The following is a 16335-nucleotide window of genomic DNA, read 5'->3' on the forward strand; positions in this document are numbered from 1 at the left end:
TTTACAGGCACCGTCATTGCTGACGGGTCGCTCACTCAAAAAACTGACAGGCTACTTCCGAAGAAGTATCCTATTTCATTATTTCTTGTGAACATTTGATATTTTAAGTTAGACGCCTATCCGAAGATTGACGCTGCACTTACATCAAATGCCCACACTTATCGACTGTTAATTGTTAAAGAACGGTATTCGGTACTGCTTATTTACGACTTTCGCACTATCGACAAAGCGTTGTGTTTGTCAGCTGCGAAGAAGGAAGAGTATGAAGCGTTTCGGCCATTTCGTCAACCTTCTTTTTTACCCACTTCACTCAGCATTTGCATGCATTGTTCAGCGAGGGGGCGAATTATAGCCCTGCCCAGCGCGCGCCGCAAGGGCTATTTTTCCGCCCCGTGAAACAGCCCTGGCACCACACTTGCTTATACAGATATAGGCACTGTTCACTGATGAGAACAACTCTGGGCTTGGCAGCAACACTGGGGATAGTCCGGTTCGCTTTGCTTTGCTCCCATCTGTGACAGGTGCTACATTATGGAACACTCTCGATATTCAAAAGAGCGCCGCATTACAGGGCCCAACGGAGGCAACGAGATCATGTATCAACCGTCAGCTACTTACCGTAGCGCACCGTTTTCGTCCATCGCGGACGCGAACATTTTGCCGGCAGGACAAGACAACGTCCCCGTCATCATCGAAACGTCCCATCAGCGTTCAGTCGCCTTTGGCTTGTCGCCCACGGCCACGCCCGACTTTACGCCGGCCGGCAAATCCGATCTGTCCTTGCTGATCGAGCAAAACCGCATGCTGCACACGCACGCAGTGCCCGCCATGGAAACCCTGTACCAGCAAATCGTCAACACGCACAATATGGTGATCTTGACGGATGCCAACGGCGTGATCGTGCATTCGCTGGGCGACGATGATTTCCTGGAGAAAGCCAACCGCGTCGCCTTGCAGCCAGGCGTGGCATGGTCGGAACAAAGCCGCGGCACGAATGCCATCGGCACGGCCATCACGGAAAAAGTACCGACGTTGGTCCATGCGGACCAGCATTACCTGGCCGCAAATCATTTCCTGACGTGCTCTGCGGCACCGATCACCGACCACCGGGGCAATGTTATCGGCGTACTGGATGTCTCGAGCGATCAGCGCAGCTTTCACAAGCATACGATGGCCCTCGTGCGCATGTCGGCGCTGATGATCGAGAATCAGCTGTTTTCCGCCACCTTCGAAGATGCCATCACCGTCCACTTCCACGCGCGTCCCGAATTCATCGGCACCTTGATGGAAGGCATCGCCTCATTCACGCCGGGCGGACGGTTTTTATCCGCCAATAAAAACGGTTTGTTCCAGCTGGGCCTGTCATTTGCCGCGCTGCAATCCCATACCTTCAGTTCCCTGTTCGGCTTGCCCGTTTCCGCCCTGTACGATCATTACCGCACGGCGGCACCCGGTCTGCTGAACCTGTGCATGCACAGCGGCGTGCGCGTGTATGGACGCGCGCAGTTGCGCTTGTCCAATAGCGTCTTCCAGCACGGTTTCACTGCCAGCACCGACCATAGCGATATCAACGCCGTGCCGGCCCAGGTTCCCGCGTCCGCCAGCCATGCGGCCAACGCGGCACGCCGCCTGTCCGGTCTTCGCTACCTGCGCACGGGCGATCCACAACTGGAACTGGTGATCGAAAAGGTCAACAAGGTATTGGGGCGCGACATTCCCATCCTCGTCATGGGCGAAACGGGGACCGGCAAGGAATTGCTGGCGCAAGCCATCCACAACGATTCACCGCGCGCCATGGGGCCGTTTATCGCCGTCAATTGCGCCTCGATCCCGGAAACCCTGATCGAATCTGAACTGTTCGGCTATGAAGACGGGGCGTTCACGGGAGCGCGCAAGAAAGGGGCGATCGGCAAGATCCTGCAAGCCAATGGCGGCACCCTGTTCCTCGATGAAATCGGCGACATGCCCTTTGGCTTGCAGGCTCGGCTGTTGCGCGTGCTGCAGGAACGCATGGTCACGCCGCTGGGCAGCAGCAAATCGATCACCGTCAATGTGGAACTCATTTGCGCCACAAATCACAATTTGCGCGATCGCATGGCCAAGGGTTTGTTTCGCGAAGACTTGTATTACCGTTTGAATGGCCTGGTAGTGAAACTGCCGCCGCTGCGCGAACGCACGGATCTGGACACGGTCGTGAAAAAGATCCTCGCGACGGAAGCGCCCGACACGCGCTATACGGTGGCACCGGACATCCTGCGCCTGTTCCACCAGCATAAATGGCCGGGTAACTTCCGCCAGTTGACCAATCTGTTGCGCACGGCCATCGTCATGGCAGGCGACGAGCATGAAATCTGTCTGCGCCACATGCCTGATGATTTCCTCGACGATATTGAGATGACGCAAGCGACTGCCGCCAGCGCCAGCACGGACCGCATGATCGCCGCCGGCGCCAACCTGGAAGAAATGGAACAAAGCGCGATCCTCAAGTCGCTTGACGCCCACGGCGGCAACGTCTCGGCCACGGCGCGGGCCCTGGGCGTATCGCGCAACACGATCTATCGCAAGGTGCCGCATTTGAAATAGCCTAAAGTAGACGGGCAAAGCCGCGTGACATTTTGCGCTGGCCCGACTTGTCGATGGTCATCAGGTCGACGCCGTGCATGTGTGCTGCCATCGCATGCGCGCGCGCGGCCCCCGTCACCATGAAGGTCGTCGACAAGCCATCGGCCAGCAAGCCCGTGGGTGCCAGCACGGTCACGCTGGCCAGTTCGCCCGGCGAATCACCGCTCGCAGGGTCAAAGATGTGGTGATGCATGAAGTCGGGCGTGAACGTGCATTCGTAATCGCCTGACGAGGCCACGCTGCGCCCTTCCACCTTCAAGGTAGCCGCCAGGATTTCCCTGTCGCGCGGGTCCTGGATGCCCAAGGTCCACGGACGGCGCAGGGAGCGCTGTCCGCGCGCATTGAACTCACCCGTGTCAAGCAGCGCGTGCCGTATGCCGCGCGCCTGCACGGCCGCCAGCGCCATGTCCGCCGCGTAGCCTTGCGCCAGGCCATTCAAGGTCAGCGCCATGCCGGGCTGAAGAAAACGCACTTCGCGTCTATCCCACGCCAGTTGCCGCCAGCCAACCCGCGCCTGCGCGGCACGACGCAATGTGTCCGTCGGCAAGCGTGCCTGGTCTGCCGCCGCGCGAAACAGCTGCCACAAGGGTTGCACGGTGATATCAAATGCCCCATCGCTCCATTGCGACAAGGTTTGCGCCTGCGCCAGCACGGCCAGCAGATGCGCGTCCGGCCGGGCCAGACGGCCATCACGATTCAGCTGGAAGACTTGGCTGGCCGGGCTGTAAATGCTCATCAGCCGGTCGATATTCCTGGCCGCATGCAAGGCATCTTCAATGGCCAGCTCAGCCTGGCGCTGATCGTGGTGCAGTACGGTGACGGCGATCGTCGTGCCAAACGCCAGCGCGGCACCTTGATAAGGCCGCACGCCGGACGCCGATGCCGTGCCGCGCGCCATGCTGCCAGGCAAAGACAAGCCCGCCACGCCGGCCACGCTGCCGATGGCTGCCGAAATAAACGTTCTACGCTGCATTGCTGCTCTCCTCTACCGCGGCCCGGGCTATGGGAATGGTGCGGGCACGCTTGATTTCCAGCATCAAGGGTGCGCATTTTTCATCGCTGGCATAAATCACCACGCAATCCATGCACTGGAAACACTCGCCATAATCGACTTTCCCGCTCGGCGCGATGGCGTGATGCTCGCAACGGTGGCGGCAAGTCTGGCACGGCGTGCCGCATTGCTTGCGGCGGGGAATCCAGTTGAACAAACGAAACCGTCCCAGCAGCGCCAGCGCCGCGCCAAACGGGCACAGGTAGCGGCAAAAGAATTTATAGGAAACACTGCTGAGCAACAGCAAGCCCACGGCATACGCAACGAAGGGCCAGGCGCGCACGAAGGTCAAGGTAATCGCCGTCTTGAACGGTTCCAGCTCCACCAGCTTATCCGTGATCTGGCTGGAAAACATGCTGCTGCCGAGAATGGCCGCCAGCAAGCCATACTTGATCCATTTCAAGCGCCCGTCCAGGCGCGGCTTGACCTTCCACTGCGGCAAGCGCAGCCACTGGCCCAGCTTGCCCGTCACTTCCTGCAAGGCGCCAAACGGACACAGCCAGCCGCAAAACGTGCCTCGCCCCCAGACCAGCAGACTGAGCAGCACGAACGCCCACAGGATCACCGTCATCGGGTCAAACAGGAAAAAGCCCAGGCTACGTCCCGCCAGCAGCGCCTGGATGACACCCGTAATATTGACGATCGATAACTGCCCCTGCGCGTAGTAGCCGATGAAGCCGATGGTAAACACCAGGAACAGGCGGCGGAACCAGACAAATTGCCGGCCATCGCGCACCAGGCGTTTCTGCCAGGCCAAAGCGCCGGCCAGCAGCGCCAGCCCGGCGACCAATAGCAGCAACTCAGCCTCGCGGTTCTTCCACGTGCCGCGCCATGTGGCATCGTCACCTTGCGGTGCGCTATAAAAATCAGCGGGCAAGCGGTAGCTGAAATCCACGTTGCGGGCGATGCGTTCCGGATACACGATGCCCTTGCTGCGCGTGATGGGGAGAGAAAACGCCAGCGGGCTGGCCGCATCGAGTCCCGCCTGGCTGATGATGCGAAACACGGCGACATTTTCCGTTGGCAACGCCGCCCCCTCCGACAAGCTCAATTCCAGGTCCAGGTCGCGCATGTCGATGGGCAAGCCATCCTGCTTCAGCAACAGCCTGTCCGGTACGGTGCCACGCACGAAATCATCGCCCAGCACGCTGTAGCGCCCGCGCGACATGACGAGGATGGCGTGGTCGCCCTCGTCGAGCCGGTTGCGCAATTTGTTCCAGCTGCGTTCCGTCAACAGGTTACGTCCCACGCTGGGCACGGACACATAAGCCAGGTACAGGTCGATGAACACGCCGTCCGGCGCGCCCGTGGCTTCCACATCGAGTCCCGCGCCGGGACTGCCGGCAAACAGGGTTTCCACGTCCTTGTTGCTCAGGCGTACATGCTGTATCAAGCCTTGCCCGAGCATCTGCGCCACGCTGAGTTTCTCGAATACCTCCATGCGGATGCGGGCAATCTGGTCGGGATCGCGGCCTTGCGCGAAGCCGAGTTTTTTGCGCGACACTTTCAAGGCCGAGGCCAGCACGCTCTGATTGATGATGCGCACGGAGGCCGTGGCCTTCGATACGCCGTCGATATCGGCGTGGGTCGCATCTGGCGCACGTTTCTTCTTGGCATCGATGGCGATGTTCTGTTTCAGTGACAAGCCCCGGTACTGTTTGACGAATTGGAACAGGGGCGCTTCACCGAGGCCGTCGAGAAACACAGGTTCGTGCTGCGACAGGACGGATACGTCCAGAAAACTGCCCTGCGGATCGATGGCGATCAGCAGATTGACGGGCACGCCGGAAAAGCCGGGAATGGGCGCCAGGTCCACCGATTCAAAAACGTAGCCAACCAGTTCGGTCGCCGTGGCGTTTTGCCGGAACAAGGGCCAGACGGGCAAGTCGGCCTCCTTGTCGCCAACGACGATGGGAGCGGGAAAGCGCCGTGCCAGCTCGGCCTTGGTCAGTACGCCCGCCCACGCCTGTCCCAGGATAAACAGGAATAGCCAGCATCCGATGAATAACCGCATTGTCCGCATGCACTACGCTCCGTGCGGCGCCCTGTTACAGGGCGCCGCGTTCATTAATTAGAAGAAAATGATGCCGCCCAGCGACACGCCATTCATCTTCGCTTCGCCGCCCGTAAAGCCTTTCGAGCGCGTCTGGCCCAGTTCGCCCACCAGGGTGATCGCACTGTTGAGCGAGTAATACGCGCCCAGAGTCAGGTTGGCGTTCGACTTCAAGCCGCCCGTGCCGGCCGTGTTGTCGTCGTTCTTGCTGATGCCGTAGGACAAGCCCAGCTTCAGCTTGTCCGTCGTTTTATACGTGCCTTGCAGCAGCCAGTTCTTCGACTTGGTATCGCCCTGGTCCGCATCGGAGAGTATCCCCAATCCTTTGCCGCCCTGGAAGTTGACCAGCACGCTAGCCGGGCCCATCTGGTACGAGCCGCCCACTTCCACGCCGCGCATGGTCAGGTCATCGACACCTGGCGTTTTCGAGGTGAATTTTTGCGACTTCACGCCCAGCCAGGCTTTCAAGCCTTCCTGCGCATACGTCAGCTGCGCCTGCACTTGCGGGCTCGACTTCGAAGAATAGGTCGAACCGGCCACGATGGGCGTATCGGAAACAGGGCTGACCAGCGCCACATCGGCGCCAAAGCCGCCCGACTTCGGCGAGCTGTACATGATCTGGCCATAGTTGCCCAGATACGTGTAGCCGGCGCCGATATGGCCCAGGGTCACCCGGCCACGCTGCGTCGCCTGCACCGGTGCGCCCGAACCCAACAAGGTCATGTCGGACAAAATCGCATTCGCGCCGAAGATACCGTAGTCGCGGCCCAGCTTGACAGTGCCCATCTGCTCATTGCCGAATGTAAAGAAGGCCTGGCGCACATCGACCACGCTGTTCTGGCTGATGGCGCTGTCGGTGGCCGTCGAGTTATAGATGCCGATCAAGGCTTTCACGTCGTACTCGCCCAGGCGCGAGCTTGCCGAGGTGATCAAGCCATTCGGCAGCAAGCCGTTGCCGATCGTCGTGCGGTCCTTCTCGCCGCCGCAACCGAGCGCCTGGCCGCCCAGCGCCAGCCCGCCTACCGCATCACCCGAACACGACACTTGCGTGTAGTAGGCATTGACGATGCCCCCCACCGACACTGTCCAGTCGCCCGCCTTGATATCGACGGCCTGTGCCTGTCCCATCGCTGCGATTGTCATGACACCCAGGCTCCCCAGCTTGATCAATGTGTTCATTGCTTCTCCTCTTTCTTCTCTGTTTTTAGTGTGCACACCAGTGATTGATGTACCTCAAGCTTTGGCAATAAGCGTGCCCAGCGCGGCACAGAGGGAGAAAGAGAAAAAGCGTACTCACGGTGTGTGCAGCAGCGGATCAATCGCCATGCACGGTGTTCATTTTTTGACCGCAAGCATGCGTAGCGCAGAGACAGGTAAACAAAAAACTGACGACCTGGGCCGTCAGCAAAAAGAAAGCGCCCGGCGAACAGGGAGACACCCATCCGAGTGGCCCGGGCGTTTCACCCCGTTACTTCGATGCCAGCTTGAAGACCCACACAGAACCGCCCTGTTCCAGGAAGTTGACCTTCTTGGCGACTTCGCCGCCCCACAGCGGCACCGCGCCACCCCAGCCGGATACGACGGCCACATATTGCGTGTCGCCATCCTGCCAAGTGACTGGCGGCGCCACGACGCCGGAGCCCGTCTGGAATTTCCACAACTCCTTGCCCGTCTTCGCGTCGACGGCTTTCAGGAAGCCTTCCGGCGTGCCGTAGAACACCAGATTGCCGGCCGTACTCATCACGCCACCCCACAGCGGCGCGTTGTTCTTGACTTCCCAGACGATCTTGCCCGTCTTCGGATCGATGGCGCGCATGGCGCCGATGTAATCGTCAAACAAGGGCTTGATGGTGAAACCGGCGCCGAGGAATGCACCGCCCTTCTTGTAGCTGATCGGCTCGTTCCAGATGTCCATGCCCCATTCATTCGCTGGAACGTAGAACAGCTTGGTTTGCGGCGAGTACGCCATCGGCATCTGATTTTTTGCGCCGAGAAAAGCGGGTGCGGCAAACACGGTCGTGCCTTTCTTGCCTTCCTCTCCCTTGGTCGGGTCGCCTGGGCGACCGGCGGGAATGAAATTCGGCCTGCCCGTCTTCAGGTCGATGCTGCTGGCCCAGGTGATTTTCTTCACAAAAGGAAAGGCGTTCTGCAGCTTGCCGTTGTTTGCATCGATGACATAGAAGAAACCGTTGCGGTCGGCCTTGCCGCCATAGCGCTTGCCATCCATGTCGAAGGTGACGAACTCGTTGGCGCCGTCGAAATCCCAGGCATCGTTCGGCGTGTTTTGATACGCCCATTTGATCTGGCCCGTTTTCACGTCCAGCGCCACGGTAGATGACGAGTACAAGTTGTCGCCGGGACGCAAGTGGCTGTTCCATGGCGCCGGGTTGCCGGTGCCGAAATAGGCCAGCTTGGTTTGCGGATCGTAGGTGCCGCCCATCCAGGTGGAGGCGCCGCCCGTTTTCCACAGGTCGCCCGGCCAGGTTTTGTTCACCGTGCCAGATACGCCGTTATCGCTCGCCTTGCCATCCTTGTCGTAGCGGTGGCCCATATGGCCTTCCACGGTCGGACGGCTCCACACCAGATCGCCCGTCATCGGGTTGCGCGCCTCGACCCGGCCCACGATGCCGAATTCGCCGCCCGACACGCCCGTCAGCAGCAAGCCTTCGGCGATCAGCGGCGCGGCCGTCATCGAGTAGCCGGCCGCATAATCGTCGACCTTTTCCTTCCAGACGATCTTGCCCGTGTTCTGGTCCAGCGCCACCAGGTAGGCGTCGAGCGTGCCGAAAATCACCAGGTTGCCATACAGGGCGGCACCGCGGTTGACCACGTCGCAGCACGGCATGATGCCGTCCGGCAAGCGATGCTCATATTTCCACAGCTTGGCGCCCGTTTTCAAGTCGACGGCAAAGATGCGCGAATACGATGCCGTGACGAACATCTTGCCGTTGTGAATCAGCGGCTGCGATTCCTGGCCCCGCTGTTTTTCGCCACCAAACGAGAACGACCAGGCCGGCACCAGCTTGGCCACGGTCTTGTCATTGATCTGCGTCAACGGCGAATAGCGCTGCCCCTGCGTGCCCATGCCAAACGACAGCACGCTGGCTGGATTCTTCGCCGTGTTGTCGAGCATGGCATTGGTGACATTGCCCACGTCGGCCGCCTGGGCCAACGAGGCCAAGGATGCCAACCCCAAACCGACGAGTATCCCCATGATTTTTTTCTGCACAATCATCTCCCTCTGTTTTATTAGTATGTGTGTATCAAGTCTTGCGGTGCTCATGCGGCTGGGCATGCAACAGCGCGCACTCTTCATCGGTGAACAGGCGCGAGCGCGTCAGGAAGCGCTTGCCCGTGCCGTTGTCGAGTGAAAACATGCCGCCATTGCCATCGACCACATCGATAATCAACTGGGTATGCTCCCAGTACTCGAATTGCTCGAGTCCCATGTAAAACGGTGTGCCATTCAAGTTGCCGAGATAGATATCGGTATCGCTGACATCGAACTCGCCCAGCGCATAACACATGGGCGCGCTGCCGTCGCAGCAGCCGCCCGACTGGAAAAACATCAGCGGGCCGTGACGCTGGCGCAACTTGTCCATCATTTCCAGCGCCGCATCGGTGGCGACCACCCGGGCAATTGCTGCACTCATGGCATCCCTTTCTGCGCGCCGCCCCCGGCTAAGGGCGCGGCGCCTGTTGCCGGTTTAGAAGAAGCCCAGGGCTTTCGGGCTATAGCTCACCAGCAAGTTCTTCGTTTGCTGGTAGTGGTCGAGCATCATCTTGTGGTTTTCGCGGCCGATACCCGATTGCTTGTAGCCGCCGAATGCGGCGTGGGCTGGATACAGGTGGTAGCAATTGGTCCACACGCGACCCGCCTGGATGGCGCGTCCCATGCGGAAGGCGCGCGAACCGTCGCGCGTCCACAAGCCGGCGCCCAGGCCGTACAAGGTATCGTTGGCAATCGCCAGCGCTTCGGCCTCATCCTTGAAGGTGGTCACGGACACGACGGGCCCGAAAATCTCTTCCTGGAAGATGCGCATCTTGTTGTTGCCCTTGAACACCGTCGGACGCACGTAGTAGCCGCCCTCCAGGTCGCCTGCCTGCGTATGGCGCTCACCACCGGCCAGCACTTCGGCGCCTTCCTGGCGGCCGATGTCGAGGTAGGACAGGATTTTTTCCAGCTGTTCCTGCGACGCCTGAGCGCCGATCATGGTCGACGAGTCGAGCGGGTTGCCCTGCTTGATGGCGGCCACGCGCTTCAAGGCCCGTTCGATGAATTTCTCGTAGATCGATTCCTGGATCAGCACGCGCGATGGGCAGGTGCACACCTCGCCCTGATTCAGCGCAAACATGGTGAAGCCTTCCAGGCACTTGTCGAAATAATCATCATCGGCATCCATCACATCTTCAAAGAAGATGTTCGGCGACTTGCCGCCCAGCTCCAGGGTGACGGGAATCAGGTTTTGCGCCGCATAACCCATGATCAAGCGGCCCGTGCCCGTTTCACCCGTAAAGGCGATCTTGGCGATGCGCTTGCTCGACGCCAGCGGCTTGCCCGCCTCCAGGCCGAAACCGTTGATGATGTTCAACACGCCCGGTGGCAGCAAGTCGCCGATCAGTTCGATCAACACCATGATGGAGGCGGGGGTCTGCTCGGCCGGTTTCAAGACGACGCAATTGCCGGCGGCCAGGGCTGGCGCCAGTTTCCACACGGCCATCAGAATCGGGAAATTCCACGGGATGATCTGGCCCACGACGCCCAGTGGCTCATGGTAGTGATAGGCATAGGTTTCCGCGTCGATTTGCGCGACGGAACCTTCCTGCGCGCGGATGCAGCCGGCGAAGTAACGGAAATGGTCGATGGCCAGCGGAATGTCGGCATTCATCGTTTCACGGATCGGCTTGCCGTTGTCGATGGTTTCCGCCGTGGCGATCAGGCTCAGGTTCTGTTCGATGCGGTCGGCGATGCGGTTCAGGATATTGGCGCGCTCGGCAGGTGAAGTCTTGCCCCAGGCATCCTTGGCGGCATGCGCGGCGTCCAGCGCCAGCTCGACATCTTCCGCCGTGGAACGGGCGATTTCGCAAAACGGCAAGCCCGTGATGGGCGTGATGTTAGGAAAGTATTCACCTTTTACTGGTGCAACGAACTGACCGCCGATGTAATTGTCATAGCGTTGTTTGAAGGGATTGGCTACGCCCAGTTTGCTGATGTCTGCGAGATTCATGTCGTCCTCTATCGGGTTAATTAGAATGAAATTACTGAATTAAAATCAAACGTCCTGGTACAGATGGGGTGAGTACACGGAGTCTTCCGCAAATGCCGTGCCAGCTCGCCGCCCCCTTACAAACTTAGCCGGTTTTACCCTTGTTGCAAGGGCCTAGCGGCCATATCGATGCGCTTGATCGCACCGCACGCCGGTCGTTCAGCCCAGGGGACTGTGTGTGCGTTTTGAACAAGGCCGGCGCATCCTGTTCCAATCCGCGCCAGCGTCCTCCTTGCCCGGCGCCGCCCCTACGCCGCTGCACAATGGAACAGGTGTACCAGACTGGAACACCTGCACCTGTACCACTACCGAATCACGACGCCCCATGGCAATTCGCCCACGGCAACATCGGCCACCTTGCGCGCGCTGGCCGTGTCGATGACTGAAACGCTGTTCGAGCGGCCATTGGCCACGTACAGCTTGGCGCCATCGGGCGTGATGGCCATGTTCCACGGGCGCTTGCCGACGGCAATGGTGGCCGTGACCTGATTGCTGGCCGTGTCGATCACCATCACCGTGCCATCCGTGCCGTTCGAGACATACACCTGTCTGCCGCCGGGGTGGACGGCGATGCCGTTGGCATTCTTGCCAGCGGGAATGGTGGCGATGGCCTTGCGCGCGGCCATGTCGATCACATACACGGCGTTGACCAGTTCGCACGCCACGTAGGCGCGGCCCGAGTCCGGACTGAAACCGATGCCGCGCGGACGCAGGCCTACGGCGATGGAAGCCACCTGGCGGCGTTGCGCCACATCAATGACATCGACTTGCTCGGCCTCTTCCGCGCTGACCAGCAGCCAGCGCCCATCCGGACTGAACACGGCATGTTCCGGATTGCGCCCGTGAACCTTGATATCGGCGAGCAAGGTACCCGTCTGGCCATCGAGCAAGGCCACGCTATTGTTTTCCTCGACGGCCACGGCCACGTAGCGACCGTCCCGGGAAGCGCTGACGCCCTCTGGCGACTTGCCCAGCGCCACCGTGCGCACGGGCGTGCCGGTCGCGTTATCGATCAGCAACAAGGCGCTGCTGGCGGCATCGGTGACAAACAATTGCCGCCCGGTGGGGTCGGCGGCGATGCCGCGCGGCCGCTTGCCTGCCGCGATCTGGCGCACCACCTGGTCGGTCGTCGTGTCGATCACGCTCAGGGTGCCCGATTTTTCATTGGGGACATAGGCAAACGGAGCGGCCAGGACGGCCGTGCTGACAAGCGCAGGCAGCAGCCAGCACACCTGGCGCAAGCGCGAGAAGAAGTTGGGCATAATCACCTTTTCAATGGCAAAACGAGGGAAAAGCGCGCGGTAGCGGCGCCTCTGACAATTGCTGTATGCAAACGCCGTGCCACGGACACGCGTATAATTTCAGCCCACCAATGGAGACATGGCAGGCATATTGCTTGATACACCTACGCAGACCTGTACCGCTCACGCGCTCAAGCAGGCTTTTATTCACATTGGAGAACCCGCATGCAGCATCGTTTCCGCTTGAACACCATTGCCAGCCTGTTTGTCGCCGGCAGCGCCACCCTCGCCCCCCACGTTTTCGCCGCCGAGGCCGCGGACATGGCCAACGGGCAACTCATGGATACGGTGGTCGTCAGCGGCAGCCGCATCGCCCACCCCAGCCAGGAAGTGCCAGCCTCGATCGACGTGGTCGACAGCGCCCGCATCCAGGATGGCCAAATCCGCGTCAACGCGTCGGAAGCGCTGGCCGCCGTGCCGGGCCTGGTGGTGCAGAACCGCCAGAACTATGCGCAAGACTTGCAGATCTCGTCGCGCGGCTTCGGCGCCCGCTCGGCCTTCGGCGTGCGCGGCGTCAAACTGATCAGCGATGGCATTCCTGCCAGCATGCCCGACGGCCAGGGCCAGGCCGCCACCTTCAACCTTGATACGGCCGAGCGCATCGAAGTACTGCGCGGACCGTTTTCTGCCATCTACGGCAACCATTCTGGCGGCGTAATTCAGCTGTTTTCCAGGGATGGGCAAAATCCCCCGTCCGTCGAATTGAATGTAACGGGCGGCAGTTTCGGCACCAGCAAGGTGGACCTGACGGCACAAGGCCAGGCAGGCGGCATCGGCTACGTGCTCGACGGTTCGCGCTTCCGCACGGACGGCTTCCGCGACCACAGCGCCGCCACGCGCGAACAGGCGTTCGGCAAGATCACCGTCAAGCCCAATGCGGACAGCAAGCTGACCATCGTCGCCAACAGCCTGCACCAGGGCAACACGCAAGATCCGCTGGGCGCCACCTGGGCCACGTTTGCAGCAAACCCGCGCGCAGGTGAAATCGATCCTAAAGACGACCAGATTCCAAAACGCAGCTTTGCAGAACGCTACAACACGCGCAAGAGCATCGACCACCAGCAGATCGGCGCCACCTATGAACAAGCGTTTGGCGACGACCGCCTGCATGTGATGGTGTATGGCGGCAACCGCGATGTGATCCAGTACCAGGCTTTCAACATCGATTTCCAGAAGTCTCCCTCACACTCGGGCGGCGTGGTCGATTTCCAGCGCCAGTTCTACGGCATCGACACCAACTGGCTGCACGTGAACCAGCTGGCCGGCGGCAAACTGAGCACCACCATCGGCATCGATTATGGTCGCTCCAGCGATGACCGCACCGGCTATGAAAACTTCATCGGCAATAGCTTTGGCGTAAAAGGCAAATTGCGCCGCGACGAGCAGGATGTCGTCTCCAGCCTCGATCCGTATCTCCAGATGGAATGGCAAAGCGGACCATGGCTGCTCAGCGCAGGTGTGCGCTACAGCAAGATGAAAGTGTCGATCGACGACCACTTCCTCGGCAATGGCAACGACAGCGGCAGCCTGGAATTCAGCCACACGACGCCGGTGCTGGGCCTGCTGTATAAACTGACGCCGAACGTCAACGTGTACGCCAGCGCCGCGCGCGGCTTCGAGGCGCCCACCCTGAACGAACTGTTTTACTCGGGTAAAGACAGCGGATTCAATTTCAACTTGAAACCCGCCACCAGCACCAACCTGGAAGCGGGCGTCAAGGCCAGGATCAACAACAACACGCATGTGAATGCGGCCGTGTTCCAGACCAAGACGAATGATGAACTGGTGGTCGACGGCAAAAATTCAGGCAATGGCCGCACCAGCTATATCAACGCCAGCAAGACCTTGCGCCAGGGTATGGAAATATCGCTGGACTCGAACCTGCCGTATGGCTTCACGACAAAAGTGGCGCTGACCAGCCTGCACGCCGTGTACGACCAGGCCTTTAAAACCACCTCTGACACCACCGTGCGCGAAGGCAGCCGCTTGCCGGGCATACCCAGCGCCAACCTGTTTGCGGAACTGGCCTGGAAAGACACGCTCGACCGTTTCGGCGCGGCGCTGGAAAGCGTGGCCAGCAACCAAGTCTACGCGGAGGACAGCAATAGCGAAAAGCCGGCGCCCGGCTACACGGTGTTCAATGCGCGCTTCAATGCCAAGCAAAACGTAGGGAACTGGCGCTTCAAGGAATTTGCCCGCTTGAACAATCTTTTCGACAAGACCTACGTGGGCTCCGTCATCGTCGGCGACAGCAACAGGCGCTACTATGAAGCGGCACCAGGACGTAACTGGTTGCTGGGGGTTAGCGCCCAGTACAGTTTCTAAAGAAAAAGCCCGCGCATCGGAAGATACGCGGGCTTTTTACCTTACTAGCATGGCCTGTTACGGCCGCGCTTCCTTCACGCCATATTTCTCAAAGATAGCTTTCAATTCGCCGCTGGCCGCCATCTCGTTCATGGCTGCCTGCAGCAACTTGCCCACGTCGAGTTGCTGGCGGCTGACGGCCAGGCCTACGGCCCAGCCGGCACGCGGCAAGCGGGCAAACGCCACTTCGCTCAAGGGGAAAGCGGGATCGCTCTTCAGCACCGATTCGATTTCCGACCGGTTGGCCAGCACGGCATCGAGCTGGCCCGCCTGTAATTGCTGCAAGGCTTCGGCGGCCGTGTCGAAGATACGCACATCGTCGCGGTACTTGCCATTGTCTTCGCCCAACATCAGCATGGCCGCGATCGAGACCTTTTCCACGCCGATGCGCTTGCCGGCCAGCGAAGCGACGCCATCGAATTGCGGCACGGCTTGCGCGCTGCGCGCCAGGCGCACGGTTTCCACGTAATACGGCGCAAAGATTTCGACCTTGTCGTTATCGGCCATCAACTTCTTGTCGACCGGCACATGCAGCATCACGTCGGCAGGACCGTAACCCAGGTAATGGCCCTTCCACACCATATTGCGCAAATCGTCGTTCAGGTTTTCGCCAGCGGGAAATGGCAGCAAGCTCAGTTTTAAACCCAGTTTTTTGGCCAGCGCTTCGGCAATATCGATATCGATGCCCGTACCCTTGTCGGAAAATGGCGCAAACTCGTTATACACAGCCACTTTCAGGCTACCCGACTGCTGCACTTTCTGCCAGTCGGCGCGCGCCGGCGCGGCTGCGCACAGCGCCAGGCAGGCGAGCGAGATCATCGCGCGCGCGCCCCGGAGTTGAAATGAACGCATGGGACTCCTTTATGATCAGTTCGACTCGCGGCGGGTTTCCAGATAGGTCTTGATGGCCCACATGGCTTCCTGGTTGAACACGCCTTCAAACGGCGGCATGTACACGGCGCCATTGCGTACTTTACCGTGGCGTATGGTCGCCAGGAAATAGTTATCAGTTTCCTTGTAGCAAGCCTGTTTCTTTGTCTCATTCTTGATACCGAAGCAATCGCGGTCGAGCTGGCGCAAGTCCGGCGCAATGCCGCCCGAGATGGCTTCGATGCCGTGGCAGCGTGCGCAATTCTGGTTGTAGGCCGAAGTCCCCACCGTCAAGGCCAGCTTGTTTCCCCGATATGGATTTTGCTCGAGCCACTTGTCGCCCACCTTGGGCAAGCCCGTGGTGTCGACGCCTTGCGGCGTGACATTGCCGTGCGCATAGGCGTGCGGCAAGGTCAGCAGGGAAGTGAGGGCAACGGCGCCGGCGGCGGCCACGCCGAGCAGGGTGCGGATGGAATAGGTCATACTGATCTCCTTGGTTTTTTTAGTGAATATCCAAGAAGAGCAAATGCCATGCCATGCGTACATGCCCCACATCCGGCCGCCCATGTATCAATTTGGAACAGCTGCAACATGTAGGTGTGTCACCGCGCGCGTCAGCCATCAGCGCCAAGCAAAACCACCAGACGAAAAAAAACCCCACCATTACTGGCGGGGTTTTTCTCTACTGCGTATAACAAGCCTGACGATAACCTACTTTCACACTGGTTGCAGCACTATCATCGGCGCAAAGTTGTTTCACGGTCCTGTTCGGGATGGGAAGGGGTGGGACCAACTTGCTATGGTCAT

General features: G+C 59.9%; 11 protein-coding genes and 1 rRNA gene. 2 read left to right on the top strand and 10 right to left on the bottom strand.

Features of this window, described 5'->3' with window-relative positions; genetic code table 11:
• Positions 1–594: 594 nt before the first annotated feature.
• On the top strand, positions 595–2583 hold the full coding sequence (locus tag ACQ4WL_RS27315) for a sigma-54-dependent Fis family transcriptional regulator (RefSeq protein WP_436512820.1): 1989 nt from the start codon (positions 595–597) through the stop codon (positions 2581–2583).
• A gap of 1 nt (position 2584) precedes the next feature.
• Here ACQ4WL_RS27315 and ACQ4WL_RS27320 read toward each other — a convergent pair whose 3' ends face one another.
• The 7 genes from ACQ4WL_RS27320 to ACQ4WL_RS27350 all read right to left on the bottom strand — a co-directional run bounded on the left by ACQ4WL_RS27320 (position 2585) and on the right by ACQ4WL_RS27350 (position 12255).
• A complete protein-coding gene (locus tag ACQ4WL_RS27320; RefSeq protein WP_436512822.1) occupies positions 2585–3595 on the bottom strand; it encodes an FAD:protein FMN transferase in 1011 nt (336 codons plus the stop codon).
• Positions 3585–5687 (bottom strand): 4Fe-4S binding protein, encoded by a 2103-nt coding sequence (locus tag ACQ4WL_RS27325; RefSeq protein ID WP_436512824.1) that lies wholly within the window; start codon positions 5685–5687, stop codon positions 3585–3587. Before ACQ4WL_RS27325 ends, ACQ4WL_RS27320 begins: the two co-directional genes overlap by 11 nt.
• Positions 5688–5744: 57 nt before the next feature.
• Positions 5745–6905 carry a porin gene (locus tag ACQ4WL_RS27330; RefSeq protein ID WP_436512826.1) on the bottom strand — a complete coding sequence of 387 codons (1161 nt, stop codon included), beginning with the start codon at positions 6903–6905 and terminating at the stop codon, positions 5745–5747.
• Positions 6906–7194: 289 nt separating this feature from the next.
• The gene (locus ACQ4WL_RS27335) at positions 7195–8940 is read right to left on the bottom strand and encodes a PQQ-dependent methanol/ethanol family dehydrogenase (RefSeq protein ID WP_436512828.1); all 1746 of its coding nucleotides are present in this window, start codon (positions 8938–8940) and stop codon (positions 7195–7197) included.
• Between the two features lie 49 nt (positions 8941–8989).
• Positions 8990–9379 (bottom strand): DUF779 domain-containing protein, encoded by a 390-nt coding sequence (locus ACQ4WL_RS27340; RefSeq protein WP_034756816.1) that lies wholly within the window; start codon positions 9377–9379, stop codon positions 8990–8992.
• 54 nt (positions 9380–9433) lie between these two features.
• The gene (adh, locus tag ACQ4WL_RS27345) at positions 9434–10954 is read right to left on the bottom strand and encodes an aldehyde dehydrogenase (RefSeq protein WP_099760759.1); all 1521 of its coding nucleotides are present in this window, start codon (positions 10952–10954) and stop codon (positions 9434–9436) included.
• A gap of 344 nt (positions 10955–11298) precedes the next feature.
• On the bottom strand, positions 11299–12255 hold the full coding sequence (locus tag ACQ4WL_RS27350) for a beta-propeller fold lactonase family protein (protein ID WP_436512830.1): 957 nt from the start codon (positions 12253–12255) through the stop codon (positions 11299–11301).
• A 204-nt stretch (positions 12256–12459) separates the two neighbouring features.
• On the opposite strand from ACQ4WL_RS27350, the gene ACQ4WL_RS27355 reads away from it, so the two are divergent.
• The gene (locus ACQ4WL_RS27355) at positions 12460–14619 is read left to right on the top strand and encodes a TonB-dependent receptor family protein (protein WP_436512832.1); all 2160 of its coding nucleotides are present in this window, start codon (positions 12460–12462) and stop codon (positions 14617–14619) included.
• Positions 14620–14676: 57 nt separating this feature from the next.
• Here ACQ4WL_RS27355 and ACQ4WL_RS27360 read toward each other — a convergent pair whose 3' ends face one another.
• From ACQ4WL_RS27360 to rrf, 3 genes are all read right to left on the bottom strand, one after another.
• Complete coding sequence (locus ACQ4WL_RS27360; protein ID WP_436512834.1) at positions 14677–15510, bottom strand: substrate-binding periplasmic protein; 834 nt, start codon at positions 15508–15510, stop codon at positions 14677–14679.
• 15 nt (positions 15511–15525) lie between these two features.
• Positions 15526–16011, bottom strand: coding sequence for a cytochrome c-550 PedF (gene pedF, locus ACQ4WL_RS27365; protein ID WP_070221748.1), 486 nt, complete (start codon positions 16009–16011; stop codon positions 15526–15528).
• A 215-nt stretch (positions 16012–16226) separates the two neighbouring features.
• Positions 16227–16335 (bottom strand): 5S ribosomal RNA (gene rrf / locus ACQ4WL_RS27370); the annotation flags it as partial.

Source organism: Janthinobacterium kochi, from assembly GCF_051380715.1.
Taxonomy (GTDB): Bacteria; Pseudomonadota; Gammaproteobacteria; order Burkholderiales; family Burkholderiaceae_D; genus Janthinobacterium.